The organism is Aquibium sp. ELW1220, assembly GCF_030398385.1.
Classification (GTDB): domain Bacteria; phylum Pseudomonadota; class Alphaproteobacteria; order Rhizobiales; family Rhizobiaceae; genus Aquibium.
The window spans coordinates 14,173-37,483 of record NZ_JAOAOQ010000046.1; the positions used below are offsets into that span (position 1 = coordinate 14,173).

Here is a 23,311-nt window from a genome sequence, read left to right on the forward strand (position 1 = left end):
CGGGACGCGCGGCCCCGCCCTTCGATCCCGTTGAAATCAGCGGATCTGCGGGACGATCGGCAAGACCGGCTGGATCTGGATCGATCCTTCCTTCTGGTGCGATTCTTCCTTGCCGTGACGGCCGCGCGAACCCTCCTTCTGGTGCGTCTGCTCCTTGTTGTGGGCGTTTCCGGAGCCGTCCTTCTGGTGGGATTCACGCTTGCTGTGCCCGTCCGACCCCTGCTTCTTGTGCGATTGCGACTTGCTGTGATCGTTTCCGGAGCCGGCCTTCTTGTGCGACTCCCGCTTGTCGTGAACGACCGATCCCTGCTTCAGGTGCGACTGCACCTTGTTGTGCGGCGATCCGGTCTTGAGGTGGGACTCGTTCTTGGTGTGGATGTCCGAGCCCTGCTTCAGGTGCGACTGCACCTTGTTATGCGGCGACCCCGTCTTGAGGTGGGACTCGTTCTTGGTGTGGATGGTCGACCCCTGCTTCTGGTGCGACTGGATCTTGTTGTGCGGCGAGCCGGTCTTCAGATGCGAGACGTTTTTCTCGTGGATGGTCGATCCCTGCTTCTGATGCGACTGGATCTTGTTGTGCGGCGACCCGTTCTTCAGATGCGAGACGTTCTTCTCGTGGATGGTCGATCCCTGCTTCTGATGCGACTGGATCTTGTTGTGCGGCGACCCGGTCTTCAGATGCGAGACGTTCTTCTCGTGAATGGTCGACCCCTGCTTCTGGTGCGACTGGATCTTGTTGTGCGGCGACCCGGTCTTGAGGTGCGAGACGTTCTTCTCGTGAATGATCGATCCGGCCTTCTGGTGCGACTGGATCTTGTTGTGCGGCGACCCGTTCTTCAGATGCGAGACGTTCTTCTCGTGAATGATCGATCCGGCCTTCTGGTGCGACTGGATCTTGTTGTGCGGCGACCCGTTCTTCAGATGCGAGACGTTCTTTTCGTGAATGGTCGAGCCGAGTTTCTGGTGGGACTGGATCTTGTTGTGGGGCGATCCGTTCTTCAGATGCGAGACGTTCTTTTCGTGGATGGTCGAGCCGAATTTCTGGTGCGACTGGATCTTGTTGTGCGGCGAATCGTATTTCTGATGTGACTGCACCTTGTTGTGCGGTGATCCTATCTTCAGGTGCGACTGCACCTTGTTGTGCGGCGAACCGACCTTGAGGTGCGACTGCACCTTGTTGTGCGGCGAGCCGACCTTGAGGTGCGACTGCATCTTGTTGTGCGGCGAGCCCACCTTGAGGTGCGACTGGACCTTGTTGTGCGGCGAGCCGATCTTGAGGTGCGACTGCACCTTGTTGTGCGGCGAACCGATCTTCAGGTGGGAATTCCACTTGGAATGGACCGGCTGCGGCCGGTCGGTCGTCACATCGTGGCAATCCTCGTCGTTCGACGCGTCGAGATCGCCGGCGATGCCGACGAGGCCCGGATAGAGCAGGGCGATCGTCGTCTCGTCGATCTCGCCCGTGGCCGGCAGGCCGTTGTCGTCCTGGAACTGCGCCAGCGCATCGCGCGAACGCGGTCCGAAGACACCGTCCACCGTGCCGAGATCATAGCCGAGCAGCGTCAGCGCCGACTGGATCGCCAGCATGTCGATCCCGCCGGTCTCGTCGTAGAGCCACTGGACGGCGATGCAGTTGCTCATCACGTCCGAGGGATAGCGCGACGGGATGTCGATGCTCAGCGTAAACGAGGTCGACTGGCCGACCCCGAGCGACAGCGCGGGGTTGAGGCACTGGATGCCGGTGCCGAGATCGTAGCACGACCAGTCGCCGCCGCTGACGCCGGACAGAGGCGCCTGGTTCGGCTGCATGAAGTCCCAGAGATAGACCGGACCCGAGAACGCGCCCGGACCGCGATTGGTGAGCGTGATGGTGAAGTCGCAGCGCGTGCCGCCGAGGCACTGCAGCGGACCGGACTTGTCGATGTCGAGGTCGTAGCCCTGCGGCTGAGGCACGCCCGTCCCCTGGCCGCCGCCGCCGCGCACCACTTCGACGTCGCCGATCTTGGTGGAATCGTGCTTCAGCGCCTGCAGCCGGATCGGCGCGCCCGCCTGCGTCACGTTGGTGTCGAGATCGATGAGATACGAAGCCAGCGGCCCGTTGGCGGGATAGGGGTCGCCGCTCGCCGGATAGGGCCCGGTCGCGCCCGCCGGCAGGACCTCGCTCGTCTCGGCAAGGCGCGTACCCTGCAGGCCGTGCACCTCGTCCTTGTTGGTCCGCTGGCCCGTCGCCGGGTCGACGCAGGCGCCCGAGGGCGAGCAGAGGAAGTCGCCGCTCATCCACGCGGTGTCGTAGGGACGGTCCGGGTCGATCGCACCGGTGGCATCATAGCCATGGCCGAAGTCGACGCCGCCCGCAGCACCTGCCCGCAGCCAGGGCGTGCCGACACTGCGCCGATCGTCGAAGCCGACGTCATGGCGGCCCTGCGGCGCCCAGGTGCCGTTCTGGGCGTGGACATAGCGCAGCACGAGGGCCGCATTCGGCTCGGCGAAGGGCTGCGGCTTGTCGAGGCCGAGATTGCGCAGCCCGCCGCGTTCGGCCACCAGCATCTCGCCCTGCGGCGATATCGCAAGGTCGGGCACCACGCGCGGTCCTTCCGAAGCGGTCCCGAAATCCGGCAGGATGAACTCGCGCCGGACGTCCGACGCATCGAACCCGCCATTGTCGTCGAGACCGACGGACCAGACCGAATTCCTGGCATCGTCGCCGGCTGCAGCCCACGCGGCGGCGCCAAGCCCGTCGCCGCCCGAGATGGCGTAGAACAGGCGGGTTTCGCCGTTCACGGGGTCGGTGTGCACGGCAAGGCCCCAGACCCGGCGGCGGAAATCGGCGACGTTCCAGCACGAGGGCGTCAGCGAGAAGTCGGCCGGCGCGCCCGCGCCGTCGGCACAGTCGAACAGCGCGGCCGTGCTTGCGGGGTCGAAGGCGACCGCGCCGAGCGCCTGGTTGGCGCCGCTCGCCACGTCGAGGAACGAGGTCCGGCCCTGCGTGCCGTGGTCGAAGCGATCGATGTGCGTGCCGTCGAGCGCCACCCGATGGATCATGCCGGTCTCGAGATCGGAGACGAAGAGTTGGCCGAAGGCGCCGTCGAAGGCGATGTTGCCCAGCGCCGCGCCGCTGTTCTCGCGGCCGTCGAGGTCGACGATGGTGAACAGCTGGGGCGCGTAGCCATTGTCGGGGCTGAGGACGTAGACCGCGCCGGAGCCGCCTTCGCCGAACTGGCCCGGCAGCCAGTCGCTGCCGTCCTCGAAGCGGTGGAGGCCGAATGCCGCCGTGGCGGTCAGGTAGATGGAGGGTTCGGCATCGTCCGAGATGGCGATGCCGAACACCTGCCCGATTTCGGCCGCGGTGACCGCGAGATGCTGCGGCTCGTTCGCCCAGTGGCGGCCGTCGGCCGTGAAGCCGGGATTGCGGATGTCGATGGCGCTGGCCACGACGCCGTCCTCGTCGATCAGCGTCAGGCGCGAGCCGTCGCCGAGCGTGATCTCGGTGGTTCCGGAGAAGCGGGTGGCGAAGGCCTCGCCCGCGGCCGGCGCCTCCTGGGCGAGGGCAGGTGCCACGAGCGCCGAGGATGCGAGAAGTAGAGCCGAGATGAGTGCGGTCCGCCGGCGGTAGCGCCGTGACGAGACTGTGGTGTCGGTACTGGCCATGCCTGTTTCCTCCTCTGGACGCCGCATCGCGGGCGCCACCTTGGATGGCGGCGATTGGTGTCACGCGCCGTCAACCGGTTCCATGAAGCTTTTCACATCTCCGTGAGGCGCGACACTATCCGGGGATTGTTACGGTCGCGCGGCAGCGGTTTGCAGGCACACAATCGGCTGCGCCACCTGAACGGTGGCTGAACGGTGAAAAATCGATGGCGGGGAAGAGGCGCGAGCGTCAGCCCGCGGGTCGATGGCGCCTGTCGACGTCTGATGGCCGACCGGCCAGCGTGAGCCGCGTCTTCTGCTGCGTGCGTTCGGCCACCACCTTGCCGCGCGCCACCACGCACAGCCGCTCGGCGCGCAGGCGCACGGCCTCCGTCGGATTGCCGGCATCCAGCACCACCAGGCTCGCGCGCTTGCCCACCGCCAGCCCGTAGTGGTCGAGGCCCATGATCGCGGCGCTGTCGACCGTGACCATGTCGAAGCATTTGCGCATCTCGGCCGGATGCGACATCTGCGCCACGTGCAGGCCCATGAAGGCGACGTCCAGCATGTCGGCGGTGCCGAGCGAATACCAGGGGTCGAGCACGCAGTCCTGTCCGAAGCCGACGCGGATCCCCATCGCCAGCATTTCCTTCACCCGCGTCATGCCGCGTCGCTTGGGAAACGTGTCGTGGCGCCCCTGCAGCATGATGTTGATCAGCGGGTTGGGGATCGCCGACACCTCTGCCTCCGCGATCAGCGGCAGCAGCTTCGAGACGTAGTAATTGTCCATGGAATGCATGGAGGTGAGATGCGAGCCGGCGACGCGGCCTTGCAGCCCGAGCCGCTGCGTCTCGTAGGCGAGTTGTTCGATGTGTCGCGACTGCGGGTCGTCGGTCTCGTCGCAATGCATGTCGACCATCAGCCCCCGCTCCGCCGCGATCTCGCAGAGCTCCGTCACGGAGCGGCGGCCGTCTGCCATCGTCCGCTCGAAATGCGGGATGCCGCCCACCACGTCGACGCCCATGTCGAGTGCCCGGATGGTGTTGCGGCGCGCCGAAGGCGAGCGGTAGAGCCCGTCCTGCGGGAAGGCGACGAGCTGCAGGTCGATGTACGGCGCGATGTCCGCCTTCACCTCCAGCAGCGCCTCGACCGCAAGCAGCCGGTCGTCGCAGACGTCGACATGGGTGCGGATGGCGAGCAGGCCCATCGACACCGCCCAGTCGCAATAGGCGAGCGCCCGGCTCTTCACCGCTTCGTGCGTCAGCAGCGGCTTCAGTTCGCCCCACAACGCGATGCCCTCAAGCAGCGTGCCCGACGCGTTGATCCGCGGAATGCCGTAGGACAGCGTCGCATCCATGTGGAAATGCGGGTCGACGAAGGGCGGCGCCACGAGATTCCCCGTCGCATCGACGACGCGCCCGGCGTCGGAACCGAGCGACGGCGCAATCGCCGCAATGGTCTCGCCGGCAATGCCGATGTCAGCTACGGTTCCGTCGGGCAGGGTACCGCCCTTGATGAGGAGGTCGAAGGTCATGGAGAGGTCCCTATACGCGGGCCGTCATCCTCGGGCTTGTCCCGAGGATCTGCCGGCGTTTGATGGTGCGCCGATGGCGCCGCGAACCTGGCGAGAGCAGTAGATCCTCGGGACAAGCCCGAGGATGACGGCGGTGAAGGGTAGAACGACGGCGGAAAAGTCTGTGACACTACCGCTCCCCCTTCTGATACGGCACCATCAGCGCCTTGGGGTAGGTCGCGCGGCGGGCGACCAGCACCAGCGCCAGGATCGACAGCACGTAGGGCAGCATCAGGAACAGCTGGTAGGGCACGACGCCGCCGGTCACCTGCTGCAGGCGGATCTGATAGGCGTCGAAGGCGGCGAACAGGATGGCGCCGAGCAGCGCCTTGCCCGGCCGCCAGGAGCCGAAGACGACGAGCGCGATGCAGATCCAGCCGCGGCCGTTGATCATCTCGAAAAAGAAGGAGTTGAAGGCCGACATGGTCAGGAAGGCGCCGCCGATCGCCATCAGCGCGCTGCCGGCCATGACGGCGCCGATGCGGATGGCGGTGACCGAGAGGCCTTGCGCCTCCACCGCCGCCGGGTTCTCGCCCGCCGCGCGCACGGCGAGCCCGAGCGGCGTCCGGTAGAGCCCCCAGCCGACAACGGCCACGGTGACGAAGGCGAGGTAAGTCAGCGGCGTCTGCGAAAACAGAGCTTCGCCGAGGATCGGGATGTCGGACAGGACAGGGATCGGCAGCGGCTGGAACGGCTCGATCTTCGGCGGCGAGGTGACGGTGGGCAGGGCCAGCCGGTAGGTGAAGTAGGTGATCGATGTTGCGAGCAGCGTCACCCCTATGCCCACCACGTGCTGCGACAGGCCGAGCGGCACGGTCAGCGTCGCGTGCAGCAGGCCGAATGCCGCACCCGTCGCCGCCGCGACCGCCACCCCGGTCCACAGGTCGCCGCCCGAATAGACCGTGAACCAGCCGGCAAAGGCGCCCGCCGCCATGATGCCCTCGATCCCGAGGTTCAGCACGCCGGCCCGCTCGCAGATCAGCTCGCCCATGGTGGCGAAGATCAGCGGCGAGGCGATGCGGATCGCTGCGACCCAGAATGAGGCGGTGAAGAGGATCTCGAAGGCTTCCATCATCACCGCCACCGCACCTTGAACCGCGTCAGCATGATCGCGGTGACCATCGTCAGCAGCGCGGTCGCGACCATCACGTTCGCGATGTAGGAGGGCACGCCAGCCGTGCGGCTCATCGCGTCGGCGCCGACGAAGATGCCGGCCACGAAGATCGCCGCCGCCACCACGCCGAGCGGGTTCAGCATGGCCAGCATCGCCACCACGATGCCCGAGTAGCCGAAGCCCGGCGACAGGTCGAGCGTCAGGTTGCCCTTCAGTCCAGCCACTTCCGAGAAGCCCGCGAGCGCGGCCAGTCCACCCGACAGAATCGCGGTCTTCAGCAGCACGCCGTTGACCGGAATGCCGGCGAAGCGGGCAGCAGTCGGGTTGTGGCCGACGGCGCGCATCTCGTAGCCGAGCGCCGTCTTCTTCATGATGATCCAGACCACGATTGCCGAGAAGACGGCGACGACGAAGCCGTAATGCAGGCGCTTGCCGGTGATGATGCGCGGCAGCCGCGCCTCGGCGATCAGCTTCTGCGACTGCGGCCAGCCGAGCCCCATCGGGTCCTTGAGCACGCCTTCGAGCAGCATCGAGACGAAGAGCAGCATGATGAAGTTCAGCAGCAGTGTCGTCACCACCTCGTCGACGCCGAAACGCGTCTTCAGGATCGCCGGACCGAGCAGGAGCAGCGCGCCGGCGCTCACCGCGGCGATCATCAGCAGCGGAACGAGGATCGGCGCGGGCAGCGGCAGGGCGCCGGTGCCGAGCACCACGGTCGCCACCGCGCCGGCATAGAGCTGCGCTTCCGCGCCGATGTTCCACAGCTTGGCGCGGAAGGCGACAGCGATCGCCAGTCCGGTGAAGATCAGCGGCGTGGCGCGCGTCAGCGTCTCCAGCAGAGCGAACTGCGTGCCCGCCGCACCCTTCAGCACCAGCCCGAACACCGAGAGCGGGGAGGCGCCGGCGGCGAGCACCAGAAGCGAGGCCGCGAGAACGGTGACGAGGATGGCACCGAGCGGCAGCAGAACGAGCGTCGCCATGCCGGGCGCGGGGCGCGGTTCGAGCCGCATCAAGCCGCCTCCAGCCCGTGGCCGGCCATCAGTTCGGCGAGATCGCGCACGGAGCGCTCGCCGCGCGCCGAGGGCGTCGAGAGCCGGCCATTGGACATCACGAGAATGCGGTCGGACAGCGCCATGATCTCTTCCAGATCCTCCGAGATGAGCAGGATCGCCGCGCCGCGGGCCCGCGCGGCGAGAAGCCGGCCATGGACATAGGCGATCGCGCCGACGTCCAGCCCGCGCGTCGGCTGGTTGGCGAGGATCACCGCCGGGTCCGGATCGAGCGCCCGGCCGAGGATCAGCTTCTGCATGTTGCCGCCCGACAGCAGCCGGATGCGCGCCTCGGGCGAGGGGCATTTCACGTCGTAGTCGCGGATGATCTCCTCGGCGAACGCCCGCGCCGCCTTCCAGTCGAGAAAGCCGCGTTTCGAGAAGCGTGGCGCGCGGTATTGTTCGGCCATGACGTTTTCCGTCACGCTCATGTCGCCGATCGTGCCGACGGCATGGCGGTCTTCCGGGATGCGGGCGATGCCGGCGGCAAGCGCTGCCCGCGGCGACCAGTCGGCGATCGCCGCGCTGGCGATCTCGATGCGGCCCGATGCCGGCTTCTCGAGCCCCGCGATCAGATCGGCCAGCGCCGCCTGTCCGTTGCCGGACACGCCGGCGAGGCCGGTGATCTCGCCGCCGATCAGGGCCAGCGACACGTCGTCGAGCCGCTGCCGGGTCCCGCGCCCGGTGGTCGAGACGCCGTAGAGCTTGAGGAGCACGGGACCGCGCGCGACCTCGGGCACGGCGGGCGGCGCCACCTCCTGTCCCACCATCAGCGCGGCCAGTTCCTGGCGCGTCGCGCCGGCCGTGCGGCGTTCGCCCGACAGCTTGCCTGCCCGCAGCACCACCACGCGGTCGGAGATCGCCAGCACCTCGTTCAGCTTGTGCGAGATGAAGATGATCGACAGGCCCTTGGCGACGAGCTTGCGCAAGGTCGAAAACAGCGCCTCGGTCTCGATGGGCGTCAGCACCGCCGTCGGCTCGTCGAGGATCAGGATGCGCGCGTCGCGGTAGAGCGCCTTCAGGATTTCCACGCGCTGCCGCTCGCCCACCGTCAATGCGGAAATGGTGGCGGCGGGGTCGACCTCCAGCCCGAAATCGGTGGCGAGCGCCCGGATGCGTGCCGCGGCCCGGCGACGGTCGAGGGACAGCCGCCAAGGGCTCTCCGTGCCGAGCGCGATGTTCTCCAGCACGGTCATGTTGTCGGCCAGCGTGAAGTGCTGGTGCACCATGCCGACGCCCGCCTCGAGCGCCGCGCGCGGGTCGCCGGGCGGCAGCGCCTCGCCGAACACCTCCACCGTGCCCTCGTCGGCGACATAGTGGCCGAACAGGATGTTCATCAGCGTCGTCTTGCCGGCGCCGTTCTCGCCCAGCAGCGCCACCACCTCGCCCGGCGCCAGCTCGAACGAGATCGCATCGTTCGCCGTCAGCGGGCCGAAGCGCTTGGTGATGGAGGAGAGGCGCAGGACGGAGGAGGTCATCGGGAGCGTTTGGTGTGAGGAGCAGGAAGGACCCCCTCACCGTCTCGGGCTTCGCCCGAGCCACCTCTCCCCCACTTCGTGAGGGGAGAGGAAACGCCAATCGCCGAAGCCGCGTTTCCTCTCCCCCGGGCAGGGGGGAGAGGTGGCACGCGAAGCGTGACGGTGAGGGGGTGCTTTGGCCAGGCCGTTCGTCAGCTCGACTTCGGCTCCTCGTCGTTGATCGTCACCGTGAAGGAGCCGTCCTTGATGGCCTTTTCCTTCTCGGCGACCAGCGCCATCGCCTCGGCGGGAACCTTGCCCTCGAAGGTGCCGAGCGGCGCGATCGACGAGCCGCCTTCCTTCATGAAGGAGTAGAGGCCGTAGTCGGCTGCCTTGAAGGTGCCGGCCTTGACCTCGGCGATCGCCTTGTCGAGCGTCGGCTCGAAGTGCCACAGCGCGGAGGCGACGACGGTGTCCGGATAGTCGGCCTGCGTGTCGATGACGTTGCCGATCGCCAGGATGCCTTTCTCCTTGGCCGCGTCCGAGACGCCGAAGCGCTCGGCGTAGAGCACGTCGGCGCCGCCGTCGATCTGGGCGAAGGCGGTCTCCTTGGCCTTGGGCGGATCGAACCACGAGCCGATGAAGGCGACCTGGAACTTGGCGTCGGGCGCGGTCTCCTTCACGCCCGCCATGAAGGCGTGCATCAGCCGGTTGACCTCGGGGATCGGGAAGCCGCCGACCATGCCGATGTTCTTCGACTTGCTCATCGCGCCGGCAATGATGCCCGTGAGATAGGAGGCGTCCTGGATGTAGTTGTCGAAAACCGAGAAGTTCGGAAGCGCGTCGTCGGGCTTGAAGCTCGAGCCCATCAGGAAGGCGGTGTCGGGATAGTCGGCCGCCACCGTGCGGGCGGCTTCCTCGACGCCGAACACCTCGCCCAGGATCAGCTTGTTGCCGGCCTCGGCATATTCGCGCATCACGCGCTCGTAGTCGGTGTTGGAGACATTTTCGGTCGCGGTGTATTCGATGTCGCCGCGCTCCTGCGCCTTCAGCGCCGCCTGATGGATGCGCGACACCCACTGCTGCTCGAAGGGCACGGTGTAGATCGCCGCGACCTTGAGCTTCTCCTGCGCGAACAGGCGCGTGGGCAGCGTGCCGGCCGCGGCGAGTGCCGCGCCCGCACCGGCCGCCTTGATGAGGGTCCGGCGCGACACGCCGGCAAGCATCGGATTGCGGAAGTCGACAGTCATGGTTCCACCTCTCTGTAGATGCGTGCGACCGCTTCGGTCGCATCGGTATTTTTTATCATTTGGTCAACGGTAGGCGATATTTTTGGGCACGACAATCGTCCTGCACAAGCGTGTTGCAGGGTTCTCCGCAGCTTTGTTTCAGCCGAGCCTCGACGGGATGCGCGATTCGAGCCTCCGGAAGGCGAAGACGATGATCCCGGTGATCATCAGGTAGACGAGCGCGAGCAGCAACAGCGGCTCGTAGACGATGAACGTGTCCTGCCGCACCCGCCCGGCGACGGCGTAGATGTCGATCACGGTGATGGTGGCGACCAGCGGCGTCGCCTTGAGCTGCAGCACGGTCTCTCCGGCCAGCGTCGGCAGCGCGCGCTGGATCGCCTGCGGCAGCCAGATGCGGCGGAACACCGTCCGCCGGCGCATGCCGAAGGCGCGGGCCGCTTCGAGCTGGCCGCGCGGCACGCCGGCAAAGGCGCCGCGCATCACCTCGCCCTCGTAGCCGGCAAAGGACAGCGTCAGCCCGAGCACGGCATAGGGCCATGCCTGGCGCAGATAGGGCCACAGCTCCGATTCGCGGATCCAGGGAAATTGCGGGAACAGCGAGCCAAGCCCGAAATAGAGCAGCCACAATTGCAGGAGCAGCGGCGTGCCGCGGATCACCGTGCAGAAGGCGCGCGCGGGGACGGCAAGCCAGCGCGGTCCGGCCGCCTGGGCGAGGCCGAGCGGAATGGCGAGCAGGAAACCCAACGTGCAGGTAACCGCAAGGATCCAGATCGTGCGCCACAGGCCCTGCAGCGCCAGCGGCCAGTAGCGCTCGATCCAGTCCCAGCGCATCGTCGTGGCGGCCAGCGCGACGAGGCCGAGGGCGACCGCGATCATCACGACCCGGTGCGGTCTGAGCCAGGCGCGCAGCGGCGGGACGGTCGATGGCTTGATGTCGAGAACCTCGGCCATCAGTTCGCTCCGCCCACGGAGGGCATGCCGCGTCGCGCCCGCTTCTCGATCCAGCCGATGATGACGTTCGAGAACAGAGTGAGCAGCAGGTAGAGCGCGCCGGCGGCAAGGAAGAAGGTGAAGTAGGCCTTCGTCGTGCCGGCCGCCTGGCGCGTCGCCAGCGTCAGCTCGTTGAAGCCGACGACGGCGAGAAGTGCGGTATCCTTGGTGGCGATCAGCCAGAGATTGGCAAGGCCTGGAATGGCGAAGGGCAGCATGGCCGGAAGCGTGATGCGGCGAAGCAGCAAGAGCGGGCTCATGCCGTAGGCGCGCGCGGCCTCGATCTGCCCCTGCGGGATCGACAGGATCGCGCCGCGGATCACCTCCGTCGCATAGGCGCCCTGGACGAAGCCGAGCACCGCGATGCCCGCGACGAGCCCCGATATGTCGACCGGCGGGTAGCCCATTGCCTCGAGCATGCGGTTGATCAGGTCGGTGCCCGCGTAATAGAGCAGCAGGATCAGCACCAGCTCCGGCACCGCTCGCACCACGGTGGTGTAGACCTCCATCAGGTCGCGGATCACCGGCCCGCCATAAAGCTTGCCATAGGCCCCGGCCGTACCGATCACGAGCCCGATGCCGAAGGCTCCGAGCGCGATCTGGACGGAATTGGCGAGCCCGCGCAGGAGATTGCCGCCCCAGCCCGGCGGGGAGGGGGCAAGCAGTTCGAACAGGCTCGCCTGGGCGAAGGCGGAGAGGAGCGTTTCGATCGGCGCAGGCTCCGGCAAGGACGGGCGTGCCGGTGGCGCGCGGACGCGCCGCCGGCAATTTCAGCGGGTCTTGTGGCTCAGCCGCCGTAGATGTCGAAGTCGAACCACGGCTTGGAGATTGCCTCGTACGTGCCGTTGGCACGGATCGCTTTGATGGCGGCGTTGAGCTTCTCCTTGAGCTCGGTGTCTTCCTTGCGCACGCCGAAGCCGACGCCGAGGCCGAGCACGTCCGGATCGTCGGCGACCGTTCCCTTCACCTCGCAGCATGCCTTGCCCTGGTCGGTTTCCAGGAAGGCGTCGAGCGCGATGGAATCGGCCTGCGTGGCATCGATGCGGCCGGCGGCGAGGTCCTGGTTGGCCTCGTCCTGGGTCTGGTATTCCTTGATCTCCGCCGCCGTGCCGCCGAAGTGCTTCTTGGCGTAGTTCTCGTGCACGGTGGAGACCTGCACGCCGAGGATCTTTCCCTTCAGGCCCTCAGGCGTCGCGTCCATCGCCATGCCCTTGGCGCCGACGACGACGGTCGGCGTGTTGTAGTACTTGTCGGAAAAGTCGATCGTTTGCTTGCGTTCCTCGGTGATCGACATGGAGGCGGCGATGAAGTCGATCTTCTTGGTCGTCAGCGCCGGAATGATGCCGTCCCAGGAGACCGGCGTGATCTCGCAGTCGAGCTTTGCTTCGGCGCAGATGGCCTTGGCGATCTCCACTTCCCAGCCTTCCCATGCGCCCGACGCGGAGGGCGAGGCGAAGGGCGGATAGGGCTCGGCGGCGATGCCGACCTTCACGGTCTGCGCCTGCGCGGCCATGGATGCGGCCGAGAGCATGAGCGCTCCGGCGGCGAGCTTCAGGATCGTCTTCATCGTCGTACTCCCGTTCTTGTCGTTGGACTTTCCCCTCGCTCCGCCGGTCAGGAAACCGAGCGGAGGAACTGCTGCAGGCGCTCCGATCGTGGAGCGCCGAAAATCTGCTCGGGCGGCCCTTCCTCCTCCACGAGGCCGTTCCACAGATAGATCACGTGGCTTGCCACCTCGCGGGCGAACTTCATCTCGTGGGTGACCAGCACCATGGTCCGGCCCTCGGCCGCGAGGTCGCCGATCACCTTCAGCACCTCGCCGACGAGTTCCGGGTCGAGCGCCGAGGTGGGCTCGTCGAACAGCATGACGCGGGGCTGGATGGCGAGCGCGCGGGCGATGGCGGCGCGTTGCTGCTGGCCGCCGGACAGGAAGGCCGGATAGACGTCGCGCTTCTCGGCGAGCCCCACGCGCTCGAGCAGGCGCTCGGCGGTGGCGATCGCCTCGGCGCGCGCGACGCCGAGAACGTGCACCGGAACCTCGATGACGTTCTCGATCAGCGTCCTGTGGCTCCACAGGTTGAAGCTCTGGAACACCATGCCGAGCCGCGAGCGAATGCGCTCGATCTGGCGCCGGTCGGCGGGCATCATCCCGCCATTGCCGTCGCCCTTGAGGCGGATCTCCTCGCCATTGACCCGGATCGTGCCGCTGGTCGGGTTCTCGAGACAGTTGATGCAGCGCAAGAGCGTCGACTTGCCGGAGCCGCTGCCGCCGATGATGGCCACGACCGCGCCGTCGCGGGCCGACAGCGAGACGCCCTTCAGCACGTGCAGCTGGCCGAACCGCTTGTGCAGGTTCTCGATGTGGATGGCCTCGGCGGGCGCGCTCGCGGCGGCGGACGAATGATCGACGGCCGGCGCCGCCGTCATCGCGACGGCTCCCTGCCTGAAGCCCTGGTCTCGATCATTGGCCGGCGTGTGTTCACGCTCGTCGTTCCCCTTGTCGCGCCCATGGTGAACTGACCCGGTCAGGTTCGTCAACCGATGCGCGATGCGCACAGTACCGCACTTGCGGGCTTGTTATGCAAGCGTATAAATACGGCGCGCCGACGGAACGGCGGAAATCCTGCCGGGAGGTCGCGCGTGGACGCAGCATTCGGATCGCAATCGATGGCGGCACCGCTGAAGCGGGTGCTGATGCGCCAGGCGCGCGGCGCCATGCAGGGCGCGGATCCGGCCCGGTGGCACTATGGCCCGAGCTTCGACGCCGCGAAGGCGGCCGACCAGCATGCGGCCTTCGCCCGACTGGTCGCAGGGTCCGGCGCTGCGATCGAATGGCTGACCGATGCGGAGGACGGCCTGGCCGATTCCGTCTTCACCCACGATCCTTCGCTGATGACCGATCGGGGCGCGGTGATCCTGTCGATGGGCAAGGCCTTGCGCCGGTCCGAACCTGCGTTGCACGAAGCCGCCTACGCGCGGCTCGGCATCCCGATCCTCGGCCGTGTCGAGGGCGAGGGGCAGGTCGAGGGCGGCGACTGCGTCTGGCTCGACCGCAACACGCTCGTCGTCGGCCGCGGCGTGCGCACCAACCAGGACGGCATCCAGCAACTCGCCAACATCCTCGGACCGATCGGCGTCACCGTCTACGGCTTCGACCTGCCGCTCTGGCAGGGCGAGGCGGCCTGCCTGCATCTGATGTCGGTGATCAGCCCGCTTGCCGACGATCTGGCGCTGGTCCATTCGCCACTCCTTCCGGCGCCGTTCTGGCAGATGCTGCGCGCGCGCGGGATCACGCTCGTGGAGGGTGACCGGGACGAGTTCGCGGCAAGCAACGGCCTGTCGCTCAACGTGCTGCCGACGGCGCCGCGCGACGTCATCATGGTGGCGGGCTTCCCGAAGACGAAGGCCGCGATGGAGGCGGCCGGCTGCACCGTCCGGACCTTCGAGGCGGATGCCCTCTGCATCGCCTGCGAGGGCGGACCGACCTGCCTGACCCGGCCGATCCTGCGGCGCTGAGATGGCCGAGCGCCGAAAGTTCCGCCGTGAAGGCGAGGAGCGGCGGCGGCAGGACCTGATCGAGGCGACGCTCGACTGTGTCGCGGAGAACGGCATCGAGGGCGCGACCGTCCGGGCGATCGCGCTCAGGGCCGGCGTGACGGCGGGCCTGATCCGGCACTATTTCCCGGCCAAGGAGGACCTGCTGCAGGCCGCCTACGCCACGATCGTCGAACGCATGACCGCGCAGGCGCTGGCTTCGCTGGACGGGACCGGCAAGACCCCGGCCGCGCGCCTCGGAGCCTTCGTCGCCGCCAACCTCACCGCGCCCATCGTCGATGCCCGCGTGTTCTCGCTCTGGGCCGGCTTCATCGGCCGGGCGCATGCCGATCCGGCGCTCTCGGCGGTGCATCGGGACGGCTACATCGGCTTCCGCGACCGGCTGGAGCATCTGATCGCCGAGACCTTCGCGTCAGCGGGACGAACGGCCGATGCGGGACGGTTGCGCCGCCACGCCATCGCCGTCAACGCCATCATCGACGGGCTGTGGATCGAGGGCTGCATGGCCGGCGACCTGTTCGAGACGGGCGAACTGGCCGCCATCGGCATCGCGTCGGTCGAGCGGGTCCTCGGCATCGACATGGGGGGAGAAAACGCATGACGACGGTGGGCGAACGGCTGGTCGAGATGCTTGAGGCACGCGGCGTCGAAATGGTGTTCGGCATCCCCGGCGTCCACACCATCGAGCTCTATCGCGGGCTGGCGGGCTCTTCGATCCGCCACGTCACGCCCCGTCACGAGCAGGCGGCGGGCTTCCTGGCCGACGGCTATGCCCGCGCGACCGGCAAGCCCGGCGTCGCCTTCCTGATCACCGGCCCCGGCCTCACCAACGTCATTACCGCGCTGGCGCAGGCACGGGCCGATTCCGTGCCGGTGCTGGCGATCTCCGGCGTCAATGCCCGCGCGACGCTCGGCCGCGGCCTCGGCTGCCTGCACGAACTGCCCGACCAGTGCGCGACGATGGCGAGCGTCTGCCTGTCGTCCGAGAGGATCGAGGACCCGCGCGACCTCGGCCCCGCGCTCGACCGCGCCTTCGCGCTGTTCGCCTCGGGTCGGCCGGGGCCGGTGCATATCGAGATCCCGACCGACGTGATGGCGCTGCCCTGCGACGACACGTCCACCGATGAAGCCGCGTCGGCCGGACCGCCGCAGCCGGATGCCACCGCCATCGCAGGCGCCGCAGCGCTGCTGTCGCGGGCCAGAAGCCCGGCGATCCTGGTCGGCGGCGGCGCGAAGGGTGCGGCTGACCTCGTCTGCAGGATCGCCGAACGGCTCGACGCGCCGGTGGTGATGACGGCCAATGGCCGCGGCCTCCTGCACGCGCATCCGCTGGGTGTCCCGGCCAGTCCGAGCCTGAAGTCCGTCCGCGCGCTGCTGGCCGACAGCGACGCCGTGCTGGCGATCGGCACCGAGTTCGGCCCGACCGACTACGACATGTATGTCGTCGGCGGCTTTCCGCCGCTGAAGGGGCTCGTGCGCATCGACGTCGACGCCGCGCAGATCGCCCGCCACGCCTGCGACATCGCCATCGTCGCGGACGCGCGCGACGCGGTCGAGGTGCTGATGTCGGCACTGGAGGACCGGCCGGCCGATGCCGCGCCGGGCGCAGGCACCGCGCGCGCCCGGGAGGCGCGCGACGCCGCCTGGGACGAGATCGGCCAGCGCTACCGCTCTCACGTCGACGCGCTCGATGCGATCCGCAAAGCCGCACCCGGCGCGATGATCGTCGGCGATTCCACCCAGGCGGTCTACGCCGGCAATCTCTTCTTCGACCATGATCGGCCGGGCGGCTGGTTCAACGCCGCCACCGGCTACGGCGCGCTGGGCTTCGGCCCGCCGGCCGCCATCGGCGCGAAACTCGGGCGGCCGGACGTGCCGGTCGTCTGCGTTGTGGGTGACGGCGGCATGCAGTTCGTGCTGGCGGAACTCGGAACCGCGATGGACGAGAAGGCCGCCGTCGTCTTCGTCGTCTGGAACAACGGGGGCTTCCAGGAGATCGAGACTTCCATGGTGGAGGCGGGCATCGCCCCCGTGGGCGTCAGGCCCTCGGCGCCGGACTTCTGCCAGGTCGCCCAGAGCTACGGCATGGAGGCGCAGCGCATCGCCAGCCTTGGCGCGCTCGGTGCGGCAGTGTCGCAAGCGCTGGCGTGCGGCGGCCCGGCGCTGGTCGAGATCGTCGGCGATCCGGCCCTGTGACGGCGCGCGGTCGCGGCGCCCGTCAGGCGCAGAGCCGCGCGAGGTGCTCGGGGCTGTGCCTGCCAGGTGCGTCGTCCTCCAGCAGGATGCCGCGGCGTCTCGCATAGGCGGTGACGACGTCGAGCGCCTCGCCGGTCTCGATCTCCACACCGTCCGTTCCGCCGATCGCGTCGCGGCAGGCGGCGCAGGTCGCTGCGTAGGCCTCGTTGCGGACGGCGGCCGGCTCGCTCTCCAGCCATTCCAGCGCGCCCCGCGCGTCGCGGATGCGCAGGGGATAGCCGAGACCGACGAGGACGGTGACGGGCCGGTGGGACCGGGTGGCGAGCATGGGACGGATCCTTGGTCGAGGCGGGGGCTGTTCCTGGCGCCCGACGAAGGGCGCACGGGGAAAGCCGCGGGCCCGCCGAAGGTTCCGTTCGCCTCGCCGCCGATCGGGCTGACGCACGGGCCGTTTCCGCCCGTCGCGGCGCCCGCTGCCCTTGGCCGTCAGCCCTCCGCCACCTCCCAGCGCGCACCGGCCGCGGCGATCGCCTCGGCGATCTCGACAGGCGGCGGCCGGTCGGTCACGAGCAGGTCGAATCCGTCGAAGTCGCAGACCTTGACCAGCGCCGTCCGCTCGAACTTCGTGTGGTCGGTCGCAACGATCCGGCTCGCGCCGCAGGACAGCACCGTGCGGGCGAATTCCGCCTCCTCGAGCAGATAGTCCATCGGACCCATCCGCGCGTCGATCGCGCCGATCGAGATGATGGCGTGGCGCACCCGGAACCGCGCGACGAAATCGATCGCGGTGCGGCCGAAGGCGGCGCCGTTGTCGCCGTGCAGTTCGCCGCCCGCCATGAACACCTTGTTGCCATTGACGGTGGCCAGCGTTCGCGCGACGTCGGAGGAGTTGGTGACGATGGTCAGTTCGCGCCGCGCCGACAATTCGCGAGCGAGGATGCTGGTGGTGGTGCCGGTGTCCATCATGATCGAATCGCCGTCGGCGATGCGCGCGGCGACGTGGCGGGCGATGCGGCGCTTCTCGGCTGCATTCTCGCGCATGCGCCGGTCGAATGGCGCCTCGCGGCCGTGCTCGGGCAGGTGCACCGTCCCGTGCGTCTTGACCAGGTGGCCGTCCTCGACCAGCGGGCGGATGTCGCGGCGCACCGTCTCCAGCGAGACGCCGAGCGACGCCGCCAGCGCCGAGATGCTGGCCGCGCCGTCGCGCCGCGCCGCCGCAAGGATCTCGGATTGCCGGGGGGAGAGGGTGATCTGGGTCATGAATGTCTCATCTGTGAGGCAATCTGTGCCGCATTTTCAGGCAAATCAATCCCAAAGCCACGCAATGCCACATGCGGGGCGGGAAAGGCCACAAATCCCGGTTGACATCTGACGCAGCGGCAATCCACACTTCCCCTCTGTGGCGTGTTCCCGACGACCAGAAGCGGGACCTGCCTGGCGAAAACAGAGGGACGCGACCGATGCACATCCGGACATTTTCCAGACTGGGACGTTTCACCGCCCTGACCGCAGCGGCGCTGTCGCTCGGCCTCGGGCTGGCGCAGGCCGAGCCCGAATCCAACGATCCGATCAAGCTGACGCTGCACGACTGGACGGGCCAGCTGATCACCACCAATCTGATGGCCGAAGTGCTGAAGAAGGCCGGCTACAATGTCGAGCTGGTGCAGGCCGACTATCTCGCCCAGTTCGCGGGGCTGGAGACCGGCGACCTGCACGTCGCCATGGAGATGTGGGAGACCACCGGCCGCGAGGCGATGGATGCCGCGACCGCCACCGGCAAGGTCGAGAACATCGGCCCGACCGGCATGAAGGCCAAGGAAGAGTGGTGGTATCCGTCCTACATGAAGGACAAGTGCCCCGGTCTGCCCGACTGGGAAGCGCTGAAATCCGACGCCTGCGCCGAAGCCTTCTCGACGGCCGAGACGGCGCCGAAGGGCCGCTATCTCGGCGGCCCCGTCACCTGGGGCGGCTTCGACGACGAGCGGGTCGAAGCGCTCGACCTGCCCTTCGAGGTCATCCATGCCGGCACGGATGCCGCGCTCTTCGCCGAACTGGAAAGCGCCTACCAGCGCCAGGCGCCGATCCTGCTCTGGGTCTACGCGCCGCACTGGGCGCCGGCGAAGTACGAGGGCGAGTGGGTCGAGTTCCCGGAATATACGGCCGAGTGCTACACCGACCCGAAATGGGGCTCCAACCCCGACATGGCCTATGACTGCGGCAAGCCGTTCGGCGAGATCTGGAAGGTCGGCTGGGCCGGCGTGAAGGACAAGTGGCCGGGCGCCTACGATGCGATCAAGGCCTTCACCATCGACAACGACCAGATGGGCGCGATGATCACCGAGGTCGATCTCGACGGCAAGACCGTCGATGCGGTCGTGGCGGACTGGATGGGCAGGAACGAGGCCGTCTGGTCGGCCTGGATCAAGTAGCGGCGCCTCAGCCGCCGCATCAACGGCAGCCGCTGCCTTCGGGGCGGCTGCGTGGACGAGAAGCGGGCGCCTGCGCCCGCGCCATTCCTCATCGCGGACACCATGCCTGACACCGACGCGCCCGAAGCCGCGGCCAAACTGGTCTGCCGGTCGGTCTGGAAGTTCTTCGGTCCGGATGCCGACCGGCTGGGCAGGGCAGCCGACGAAGGCACCCTGCGTCCGGACGAACTCGACGGAGCCACCGCGGTCGCGGCCGTGCGCGACGTCTCGCTGTCGATCCGCGAGGGCGAGTGCTTCGTCATCATGGGCCTGTCGGGTTCCGGAAAGTCGACGCTCGTGCGTTGCATGTCGCGCCTCGTCGAGCCGAGTGCCGGCGAGATCGTGTTCGACGGCGAGAACCTGCTTTCGGCGAGCGAGAAGCGGATGATCGAGATCCGCCGCCGCCACATGGGCATGGTGTTCCAGAATTTCGCGCTGCTGCCGCACCTCACCGTGCTCGGCAACGTCGCCTTTCCGCTGGAAGTGCAGGGCGTCGGCCGATCTAAACGCGAGGCGCGGGCGATGGAGATGATCGCGCTGGTCGGTCTGTCCGGCCGCGAGCACTTCTTCCCGCGCGAACTCTCCGGCGGCCAGCAGCAGCGCGTCGGCATCGCGCGATCGCTCGCCGTGGAGCCGGACCTCTGGTTCCTCGACGAGCCGTTTTCGGCCCTCGACCCGCTGATCCGCCGCGAGATGCAGGACGAATTCATGCGGCTGCAATCGGTGCTGAAGAAGACCATCGTCTTCATCACTCATGATTTCGACGAGGCGATCCGGCTCGGCGACCGCATCGCCGTCATGAAGGACGGGGCGGTGGTGCAGGTGGGCACCCCCGACGAGATCGTGCTGGCGCCGGCGACCGGCTACGTCTCGGAATTCACCCGCAACGTCACCCGCGCCAAGGTCGTGAAGGTGTCCGCGCTCCTGTCGCCCGCCGGCGACGTGAGCCCCGCGGACGTGGCCGGCGAGGTTTCCGACCGCGCCACCATCGCCGAGGCCGCGCCGCTGTTCGGCGAAAGCGGCGTGCGCCTCCTCGTGCGCGGCCGGGACGGCGCGATCGCGGGCGTGCTCGAGCGCGATCGGGTCGCCGCCATGATGATGCGGGGCTGAGCCATGGCCGCGGTCGGACCAGCCGAGACGGCTCGCGCGGGATGGCCGGCCGCGCCGTCGCGCGGACTCGTGGTGTGGATCGTCGCGCTTGGCGCCTTCGCGCTGCTCTGGGCCAATGCCGCCACGCTGGCGCCCTGGGCGCAGGAATGGCCGCGCGCCTGGACCCCGCGCATCGCCTTCTCGATCAGCGCCTTCATGCGCTGGCTGGTCGACGAGGCGACTTCCGGCCTCTTCACCTTCACCGAGTTCACGCGCTTCCTCTCGGCGCTGGTCGAGGCACCGTACCGCTTCGTGCTCGCGATCCTGTCGACAGGCCTGTTGTCGGGACAGGGCTCGCAGGCCGTTCAGATCGCCCCGCCGGTCTCCTGGGCCGGAATCATCGGCGTCTTCGTCATCGCCGCCCATGCGGCGGACGGGCGCCGGCTGGCGCTGCTCGCCATCGCCTGCCTCGGCTTCATCCTCGTCTTCGGCCAGTGGGACAGCGCCATGGTGACGCTGGCCTCGATCGTCGTGGCGGTGCCGGCCGGCGCCGTCGGCGGGCTGCTGCTCGGGCTCGCCGCCTATCGCTGGCGCGCTTTCGAACGGGCGATCTCTCCCGTTCTCGACCTGATGCAGACCATTCCGATCTTCGCCTATCTGGTGCCGATCCTGTTCCTGTTTGGGTTCGGCCCGGTGGCGGCGATCCTCGCCACCATCATCTACGCCATGCCGCCGATGACCCGCATCGCCGTCGTCGCGTTGCGCGGCGTCGCCCCGGAGATCCGCGACCTCGGCCGCATGACCGGCTGCACGCCGCGCCAGATGACCTGGCGCGTCATGGTGCCGGCGGCGATGCCGGGGCTGATGGTTGGCGTCAACCAGGTGATCATGCTGTCGCTCAACATGGTCATCATCGCCTCGATGATCGGCGCCGGCGGCCTCGGCTTCGACGTGCTCTCGGCGCTGCGCCGGCTCGATTTCGGCGCCGGGCTGGAGGCGGGCGTGGCGATCGTGGCGCTGGCCGTCCTGCTCGACCGCACCTCGCAGGCCTTCGCGAAAACGACCGTCCAGCGCGCCCATGCCGACGGCGCGGGCTTTGCCACGCGCCATCCGTATCTCCTCGCGGCCCTTGCTGTGGTGGTGGCAAGCTTCCTCGCCGGGCTCGTCCTGCCGCCGCTCGCGCGCTGGCCTGAGGCCTGGGAACTGTCGACCGGCACCTTCTGGTCGGAACTGGTGCGCTGGATCAACGTCAACTTCTTCGACGAACTGGAAGCGGTGAAGAACGCGCTGCTGCTCAACGTGCTGATCCCGTTCAAGCGTTTCCTGCTCGGCCTGCCCTGGCTCGGCGTCGCGCTGCTTGCCGGTGTGGCCGGATGGACGCTCTCCGGCTTCCGGCTGGCGGCGCTCTCCGTTGCGCTCTCGACGCTGATCGCCGTCTCCGGCCTCTGGGAGGAGGCGATGACGACGGTCTATCTCTGCGGCCTCTCGGTCGTCTTCGCCCTGATGATCGGGGTTCCGATCGGCGTCTGGTCGGCAGATCGTCCGAGGGTCTGGCGCGTCGTGCAGGCCGTCATCGACACGCTGCAGACGCTGCCGTCCTTCGTCTATCTGATGCCGGTGGTGATGCTGTTTCGCGTCGGCGATTTCACCGCGATGATCGCCATCGTCGCCTATGCGCTGGCGCCCGCCATCCGCTACACCGCGCACGGGCTGCATCAGGTCGACCCGAAGCTGATCGAGGCCGGCCGCGCGGCGGGCTGCACGCCGTTCCAGCTGCTCGTCAAGATCAGGCTCAAGCTCGCGCTGCCGGAGATCATGCTCGGGGTCAACCAGACCATCATGCTGGCGCTGTCGATGCTGGTCATCACCGCGCTGGTCGGCACGCGCGACCTCGGCCAGGAAGTGTACATCGCCCTGACCAAGGCCGACACCGGCCGCGGCATCGTCGCCGGCCTCGCGGTCGCCTTCATCGCCATCATCGCCGACCGGCTGATCGCGGCGGGTGCCGCCCGCGCCCGCGCCAGGCTCGGACTGTCGGGGCAGGGAGGTTCCTGATGGCCGACGATCTCGCCCGCATCCGCGCGCTGCCGATCTGGAGCGCCCCGGCGGAACCGCAGCCGCTGCATGGCGGGCTGTCGAACCAGAGCTACACGGTCGAGGATGCGGGGCAGAAATACGTCGTGCGGCTGGGGCGCGACTACGTCTTCCACCACGTCATCCGCGAGCGCGAGCTGATGACGGCACGCGCCGCCCATGCCGGCGGCTTCGCGCCGGAGGTGGTGCATGCGGAACCGGGCCTGACGGTATCGCGCTTCATCGCGGGCAAGCCCTTTTCCGAGGCCGACATGCGGGCGAAGATCCCGGACGTGGCGGCCATCGTCCGGCGCTTCCACGACGAGATGCCGCGCCACGTCTCGGGGCCGGGCTTCATCTTCTGGCCCTTCCACGTCATCCGCGACTACGCGCTGACGCTTTCGGCCGGCGGCAGCGCCTTTGCCGGAGAACTGCCGGGCTGGCTGGCGCTGGCGGAGGAACTGGAGGCGGCGCAGGTGGCCTTGCCGATCGTCTTCGGTCATCACGACTTCCTCCCGGGCAACATCATAGACGACGGCGACCGGCTGTGGATGATCGACTTCGAATATGCGGGTTTCGGCACGGCCATGTTCGACCTTGCCGGCATCGCCTCCAACGCCGAATTCTCCGCAGACGAGTCCGATGCGCTGCTCGGCCATTATTTCGACCGCCGGCCGTCGCCCTCCATCCGCCGCGCCCATGCGGCCATGCAGTCCGCCTCCCTCCTGCGCGAGGCGATGTGGGGCATGGTCTCGGCCCTTCATCTCGACAATCCCGGCATCGACTACGCCGCCTATGCCCGGATGAACCTGGAGCGGCTGGCAGCAGCCCTCGACGCCTACAGAACCCGCTACGGAAAAGAGACCTGAC

Annotated in this window: 19 protein-coding genes; 7 read left to right on the plus strand and 12 right to left on the minus strand. The window is 68.2% G+C overall.

The genetic code is table 11. The features are described 5' to 3' along the window. Window positions 1-36: 36 nt before the first annotated feature. The 10 genes from N1F91_RS26425 to N1F91_RS26470 all read right to left on the minus strand — a co-directional run bounded on the left by N1F91_RS26425 (window position 37) and on the right by N1F91_RS26470 (window position 13,487). Window positions 37-3,648, minus strand: coding sequence for a peptidoglycan-binding protein (locus N1F91_RS26425; protein WP_289996597.1), 3,612 nt, complete (start codon window positions 3,646-3,648; stop codon window positions 37-39). A gap of 229 nt (window positions 3,649-3,877) precedes the next feature. Next, window positions 3,878-5,161 carry an amidohydrolase family protein gene (locus N1F91_RS26430; protein ID WP_289996598.1) on the minus strand — a complete coding sequence of 428 codons (1,284 nt, stop codon included), beginning with the start codon at window positions 5,159-5,161 and terminating at the stop codon, window positions 3,878-3,880. Window positions 5,162-5,330: 169 nt separating this feature from the next. Further along, on the minus strand, window positions 5,331-6,272 hold the full coding sequence (locus tag N1F91_RS26435; RefSeq protein WP_289996636.1) for an ABC transporter permease: 942 nt from the start codon (window positions 6,270-6,272) through the stop codon (window positions 5,331-5,333). Between the two features lie 2 nt (window positions 6,273-6,274). Beyond that, a complete protein-coding gene (locus N1F91_RS26440) occupies window positions 6,275-7,324 on the minus strand; it encodes an ABC transporter permease (RefSeq protein ID WP_289996601.1) in 1,050 nt (349 codons plus the stop codon). Next, window positions 7,324-8,841, minus strand: a complete 1,518-nt coding sequence (locus N1F91_RS26445) for an ABC transporter ATP-binding protein (protein ID WP_289996603.1) — start codon at window positions 8,839-8,841, stop codon at window positions 7,324-7,326. Before N1F91_RS26445 ends, N1F91_RS26440 begins: the two co-directional genes overlap by 1 nt. Before the next feature lie 191 nt (window positions 8,842-9,032). Further along, entirely contained in the window at window positions 9,033-10,070 is a 1,038-nt protein-coding gene (locus N1F91_RS26450) for a BMP family protein (protein ID WP_289996604.1), read from the minus strand. A gap of 138 nt (window positions 10,071-10,208) precedes the next feature. After that, window positions 10,209-11,021 carry an ABC transporter permease gene (locus N1F91_RS26455; protein WP_289996605.1) on the minus strand — a complete coding sequence of 271 codons (813 nt, stop codon included), beginning with the start codon at window positions 11,019-11,021 and terminating at the stop codon, window positions 10,209-10,211. Then, window positions 11,021-11,734 carry an ABC transporter permease gene (locus N1F91_RS26460; protein ID WP_289996638.1) on the minus strand — a complete coding sequence of 238 codons (714 nt, stop codon included), beginning with the start codon at window positions 11,732-11,734 and terminating at the stop codon, window positions 11,021-11,023. The genes N1F91_RS26455 and N1F91_RS26460 overlap by 1 nt, the downstream gene beginning before the upstream one ends. Before the next feature lie 113 nt (window positions 11,735-11,847). Next, window positions 11,848-12,627: a transporter substrate-binding domain-containing protein gene (locus N1F91_RS26465; protein WP_289996606.1), complete on the minus strand. Its 780-nt coding sequence runs from the start codon at window positions 12,625-12,627 to the stop codon at window positions 11,848-11,850. A 47-nt stretch (window positions 12,628-12,674) separates the two neighbouring features. Further along, window positions 12,675-13,487: an ATP-binding cassette domain-containing protein gene (locus N1F91_RS26470; protein WP_289996609.1), complete on the minus strand. Its 813-nt coding sequence runs from the start codon at window positions 13,485-13,487 to the stop codon at window positions 12,675-12,677. A 240-nt stretch (window positions 13,488-13,727) separates the two neighbouring features. Between N1F91_RS26470 and N1F91_RS26475 the strand changes: the two genes are divergently transcribed. Genes N1F91_RS26475 through N1F91_RS26485 form a run of 3 tightly spaced genes read left to right on the plus strand, consistent with a single transcriptional unit; the run spans window position 13,728 to window position 16,811 of the window. Beyond that, window positions 13,728-14,576, plus strand: a complete 849-nt coding sequence (locus N1F91_RS26475) for an arginine deiminase family protein (protein ID WP_289996640.1) — start codon at window positions 13,728-13,730, stop codon at window positions 14,574-14,576. Between the two features lies 1 nt (window position 14,577). Further along, a complete protein-coding gene (locus N1F91_RS26480; protein WP_289996611.1) occupies window positions 14,578-15,216 on the plus strand; it encodes a TetR family transcriptional regulator C-terminal domain-containing protein in 639 nt (212 codons plus the stop codon). Beyond that, window positions 15,213-16,811, plus strand: coding sequence for a 5-guanidino-2-oxopentanoate decarboxylase (locus tag N1F91_RS26485; protein ID WP_289996612.1), 1,599 nt, complete (start codon window positions 15,213-15,215; stop codon window positions 16,809-16,811). Before N1F91_RS26480 ends, N1F91_RS26485 begins: the two co-directional genes overlap by 4 nt. Window positions 16,812-16,833: 22 nt before the next feature. Here N1F91_RS26485 and N1F91_RS26490 read toward each other — a convergent pair whose 3' ends face one another. Both N1F91_RS26490 and N1F91_RS26495 read right to left on the minus strand, forming a co-directional pair. Further along, window positions 16,834-17,139, minus strand: a complete 306-nt coding sequence (locus N1F91_RS26490) for a DUF982 domain-containing protein (protein ID WP_289996613.1) — start codon at window positions 17,137-17,139, stop codon at window positions 16,834-16,836. Between the two features lie 158 nt (window positions 17,140-17,297). Beyond that, entirely contained in the window at window positions 17,298-18,071 is a 774-nt protein-coding gene (locus N1F91_RS26495) for a DeoR/GlpR family DNA-binding transcription regulator (RefSeq protein WP_289996615.1), read from the minus strand. 200 nt (window positions 18,072-18,271) lie between these two features. Here N1F91_RS26495 and N1F91_RS26500 point away from each other — a divergent pair, with 200 nt between their 5' ends. From N1F91_RS26500 to N1F91_RS26515, 4 genes are all read left to right on the plus strand, one after another. Beyond that, window positions 18,272-19,240, plus strand: coding sequence for an ABC transporter substrate-binding protein (locus N1F91_RS26500; RefSeq protein ID WP_289996617.1), 969 nt, complete (start codon window positions 18,272-18,274; stop codon window positions 19,238-19,240). A 102-nt stretch (window positions 19,241-19,342) separates the two neighbouring features. After that, entirely contained in the window at window positions 19,343-20,389 is a 1,047-nt protein-coding gene (locus N1F91_RS26505; RefSeq protein ID WP_289996619.1) for a betaine/proline/choline family ABC transporter ATP-binding protein, read from the plus strand. A 3-nt stretch (window positions 20,390-20,392) separates the two neighbouring features. Continuing rightward, window positions 20,393-22,423 (plus strand): ABC transporter permease subunit, encoded by a 2,031-nt coding sequence (locus N1F91_RS26510; RefSeq protein ID WP_289996622.1) that lies wholly within the window; start codon window positions 20,393-20,395, stop codon window positions 22,421-22,423. Continuing rightward, a complete protein-coding gene (locus N1F91_RS26515; protein ID WP_289996641.1) occupies window positions 22,420-23,310 on the plus strand; it encodes a phosphotransferase in 891 nt (296 codons plus the stop codon). Before N1F91_RS26510 ends, N1F91_RS26515 begins: the two co-directional genes overlap by 4 nt. Window position 23,311: the final 1 nt, after the last annotated feature.

Excerpts from the sequence above, each read along its gene's own strand:
- N1F91_RS26425 (WP_289996597.1), bottom strand. The coding sequence starts at position 3,648 with ATGGCCAGTACCGACACCACAGTCTCGTCACGGCGCTACCGCCGGCGG.
- N1F91_RS26430 (WP_289996598.1), bottom strand. The coding sequence starts at position 5,161 with ATGACCTTCGACCTCCTCATCAAGGGCGGTACCCTGCCCGACGGAACC.
- N1F91_RS26435 (WP_289996636.1), bottom strand. The coding sequence starts at position 6,272 with ATGGAAGCCTTCGAGATCCTCTTCACCGCCTCATTCTGGGTCGCAGCG.
- N1F91_RS26440 (WP_289996601.1), bottom strand. The coding sequence starts at position 7,324 with ATGCGGCTCGAACCGCGCCCCGCGCCCGGCATGGCGACGCTCGTTCTG.
- N1F91_RS26445 (WP_289996603.1), bottom strand. The coding sequence starts at position 8,841 with ATGACCTCCTCCGTCCTGCGCCTCTCCTCCATCACCAAGCGCTTCGGC.
- N1F91_RS26450 (WP_289996604.1), bottom strand. The coding sequence starts at position 10,070 with ATGACTGTCGACTTCCGCAATCCGATGCTTGCCGGCGTGTCGCGCCGG.
- N1F91_RS26455 (WP_289996605.1), bottom strand. The coding sequence starts at position 11,021 with ATGGCCGAGGTTCTCGACATCAAGCCATCGACCGTCCCGCCGCTGCGC.
- N1F91_RS26465 (WP_289996606.1), bottom strand. The coding sequence starts at position 12,627 with ATGAAGACGATCCTGAAGCTCGCCGCCGGAGCGCTCATGCTCTCGGCC.
- N1F91_RS26470 (WP_289996609.1), bottom strand. The coding sequence starts at position 13,487 with ATGACGGCGGCGCCGGCCGTCGATCATTCGTCCGCCGCCGCGAGCGCG.
- N1F91_RS26475 (WP_289996640.1), top strand. The coding sequence starts at position 13,728 with ATGGCGGCACCGCTGAAGCGGGTGCTGATGCGCCAGGCGCGCGGCGCC.
- N1F91_RS26480 (WP_289996611.1), top strand. The coding sequence starts at position 14,578 with ATGGCCGAGCGCCGAAAGTTCCGCCGTGAAGGCGAGGAGCGGCGGCGG.
- N1F91_RS26485 (WP_289996612.1), top strand. The coding sequence starts at position 15,213 with ATGACGACGGTGGGCGAACGGCTGGTCGAGATGCTTGAGGCACGCGGC.
- N1F91_RS26490 (WP_289996613.1), bottom strand. The coding sequence starts at position 17,139 with ATGCTCGCCACCCGGTCCCACCGGCCCGTCACCGTCCTCGTCGGTCTC.
- N1F91_RS26495 (WP_289996615.1), bottom strand. The coding sequence starts at position 18,071 with ATGACCCAGATCACCCTCTCCCCCCGGCAATCCGAGATCCTTGCGGCG.
- N1F91_RS26500 (WP_289996617.1), top strand. The coding sequence starts at position 18,272 with ATGCACATCCGGACATTTTCCAGACTGGGACGTTTCACCGCCCTGACC.
- N1F91_RS26505 (WP_289996619.1), top strand. The coding sequence starts at position 19,343 with ATGCCTGACACCGACGCGCCCGAAGCCGCGGCCAAACTGGTCTGCCGG.
- N1F91_RS26510 (WP_289996622.1), top strand. The coding sequence starts at position 20,393 with ATGGCCGCGGTCGGACCAGCCGAGACGGCTCGCGCGGGATGGCCGGCC.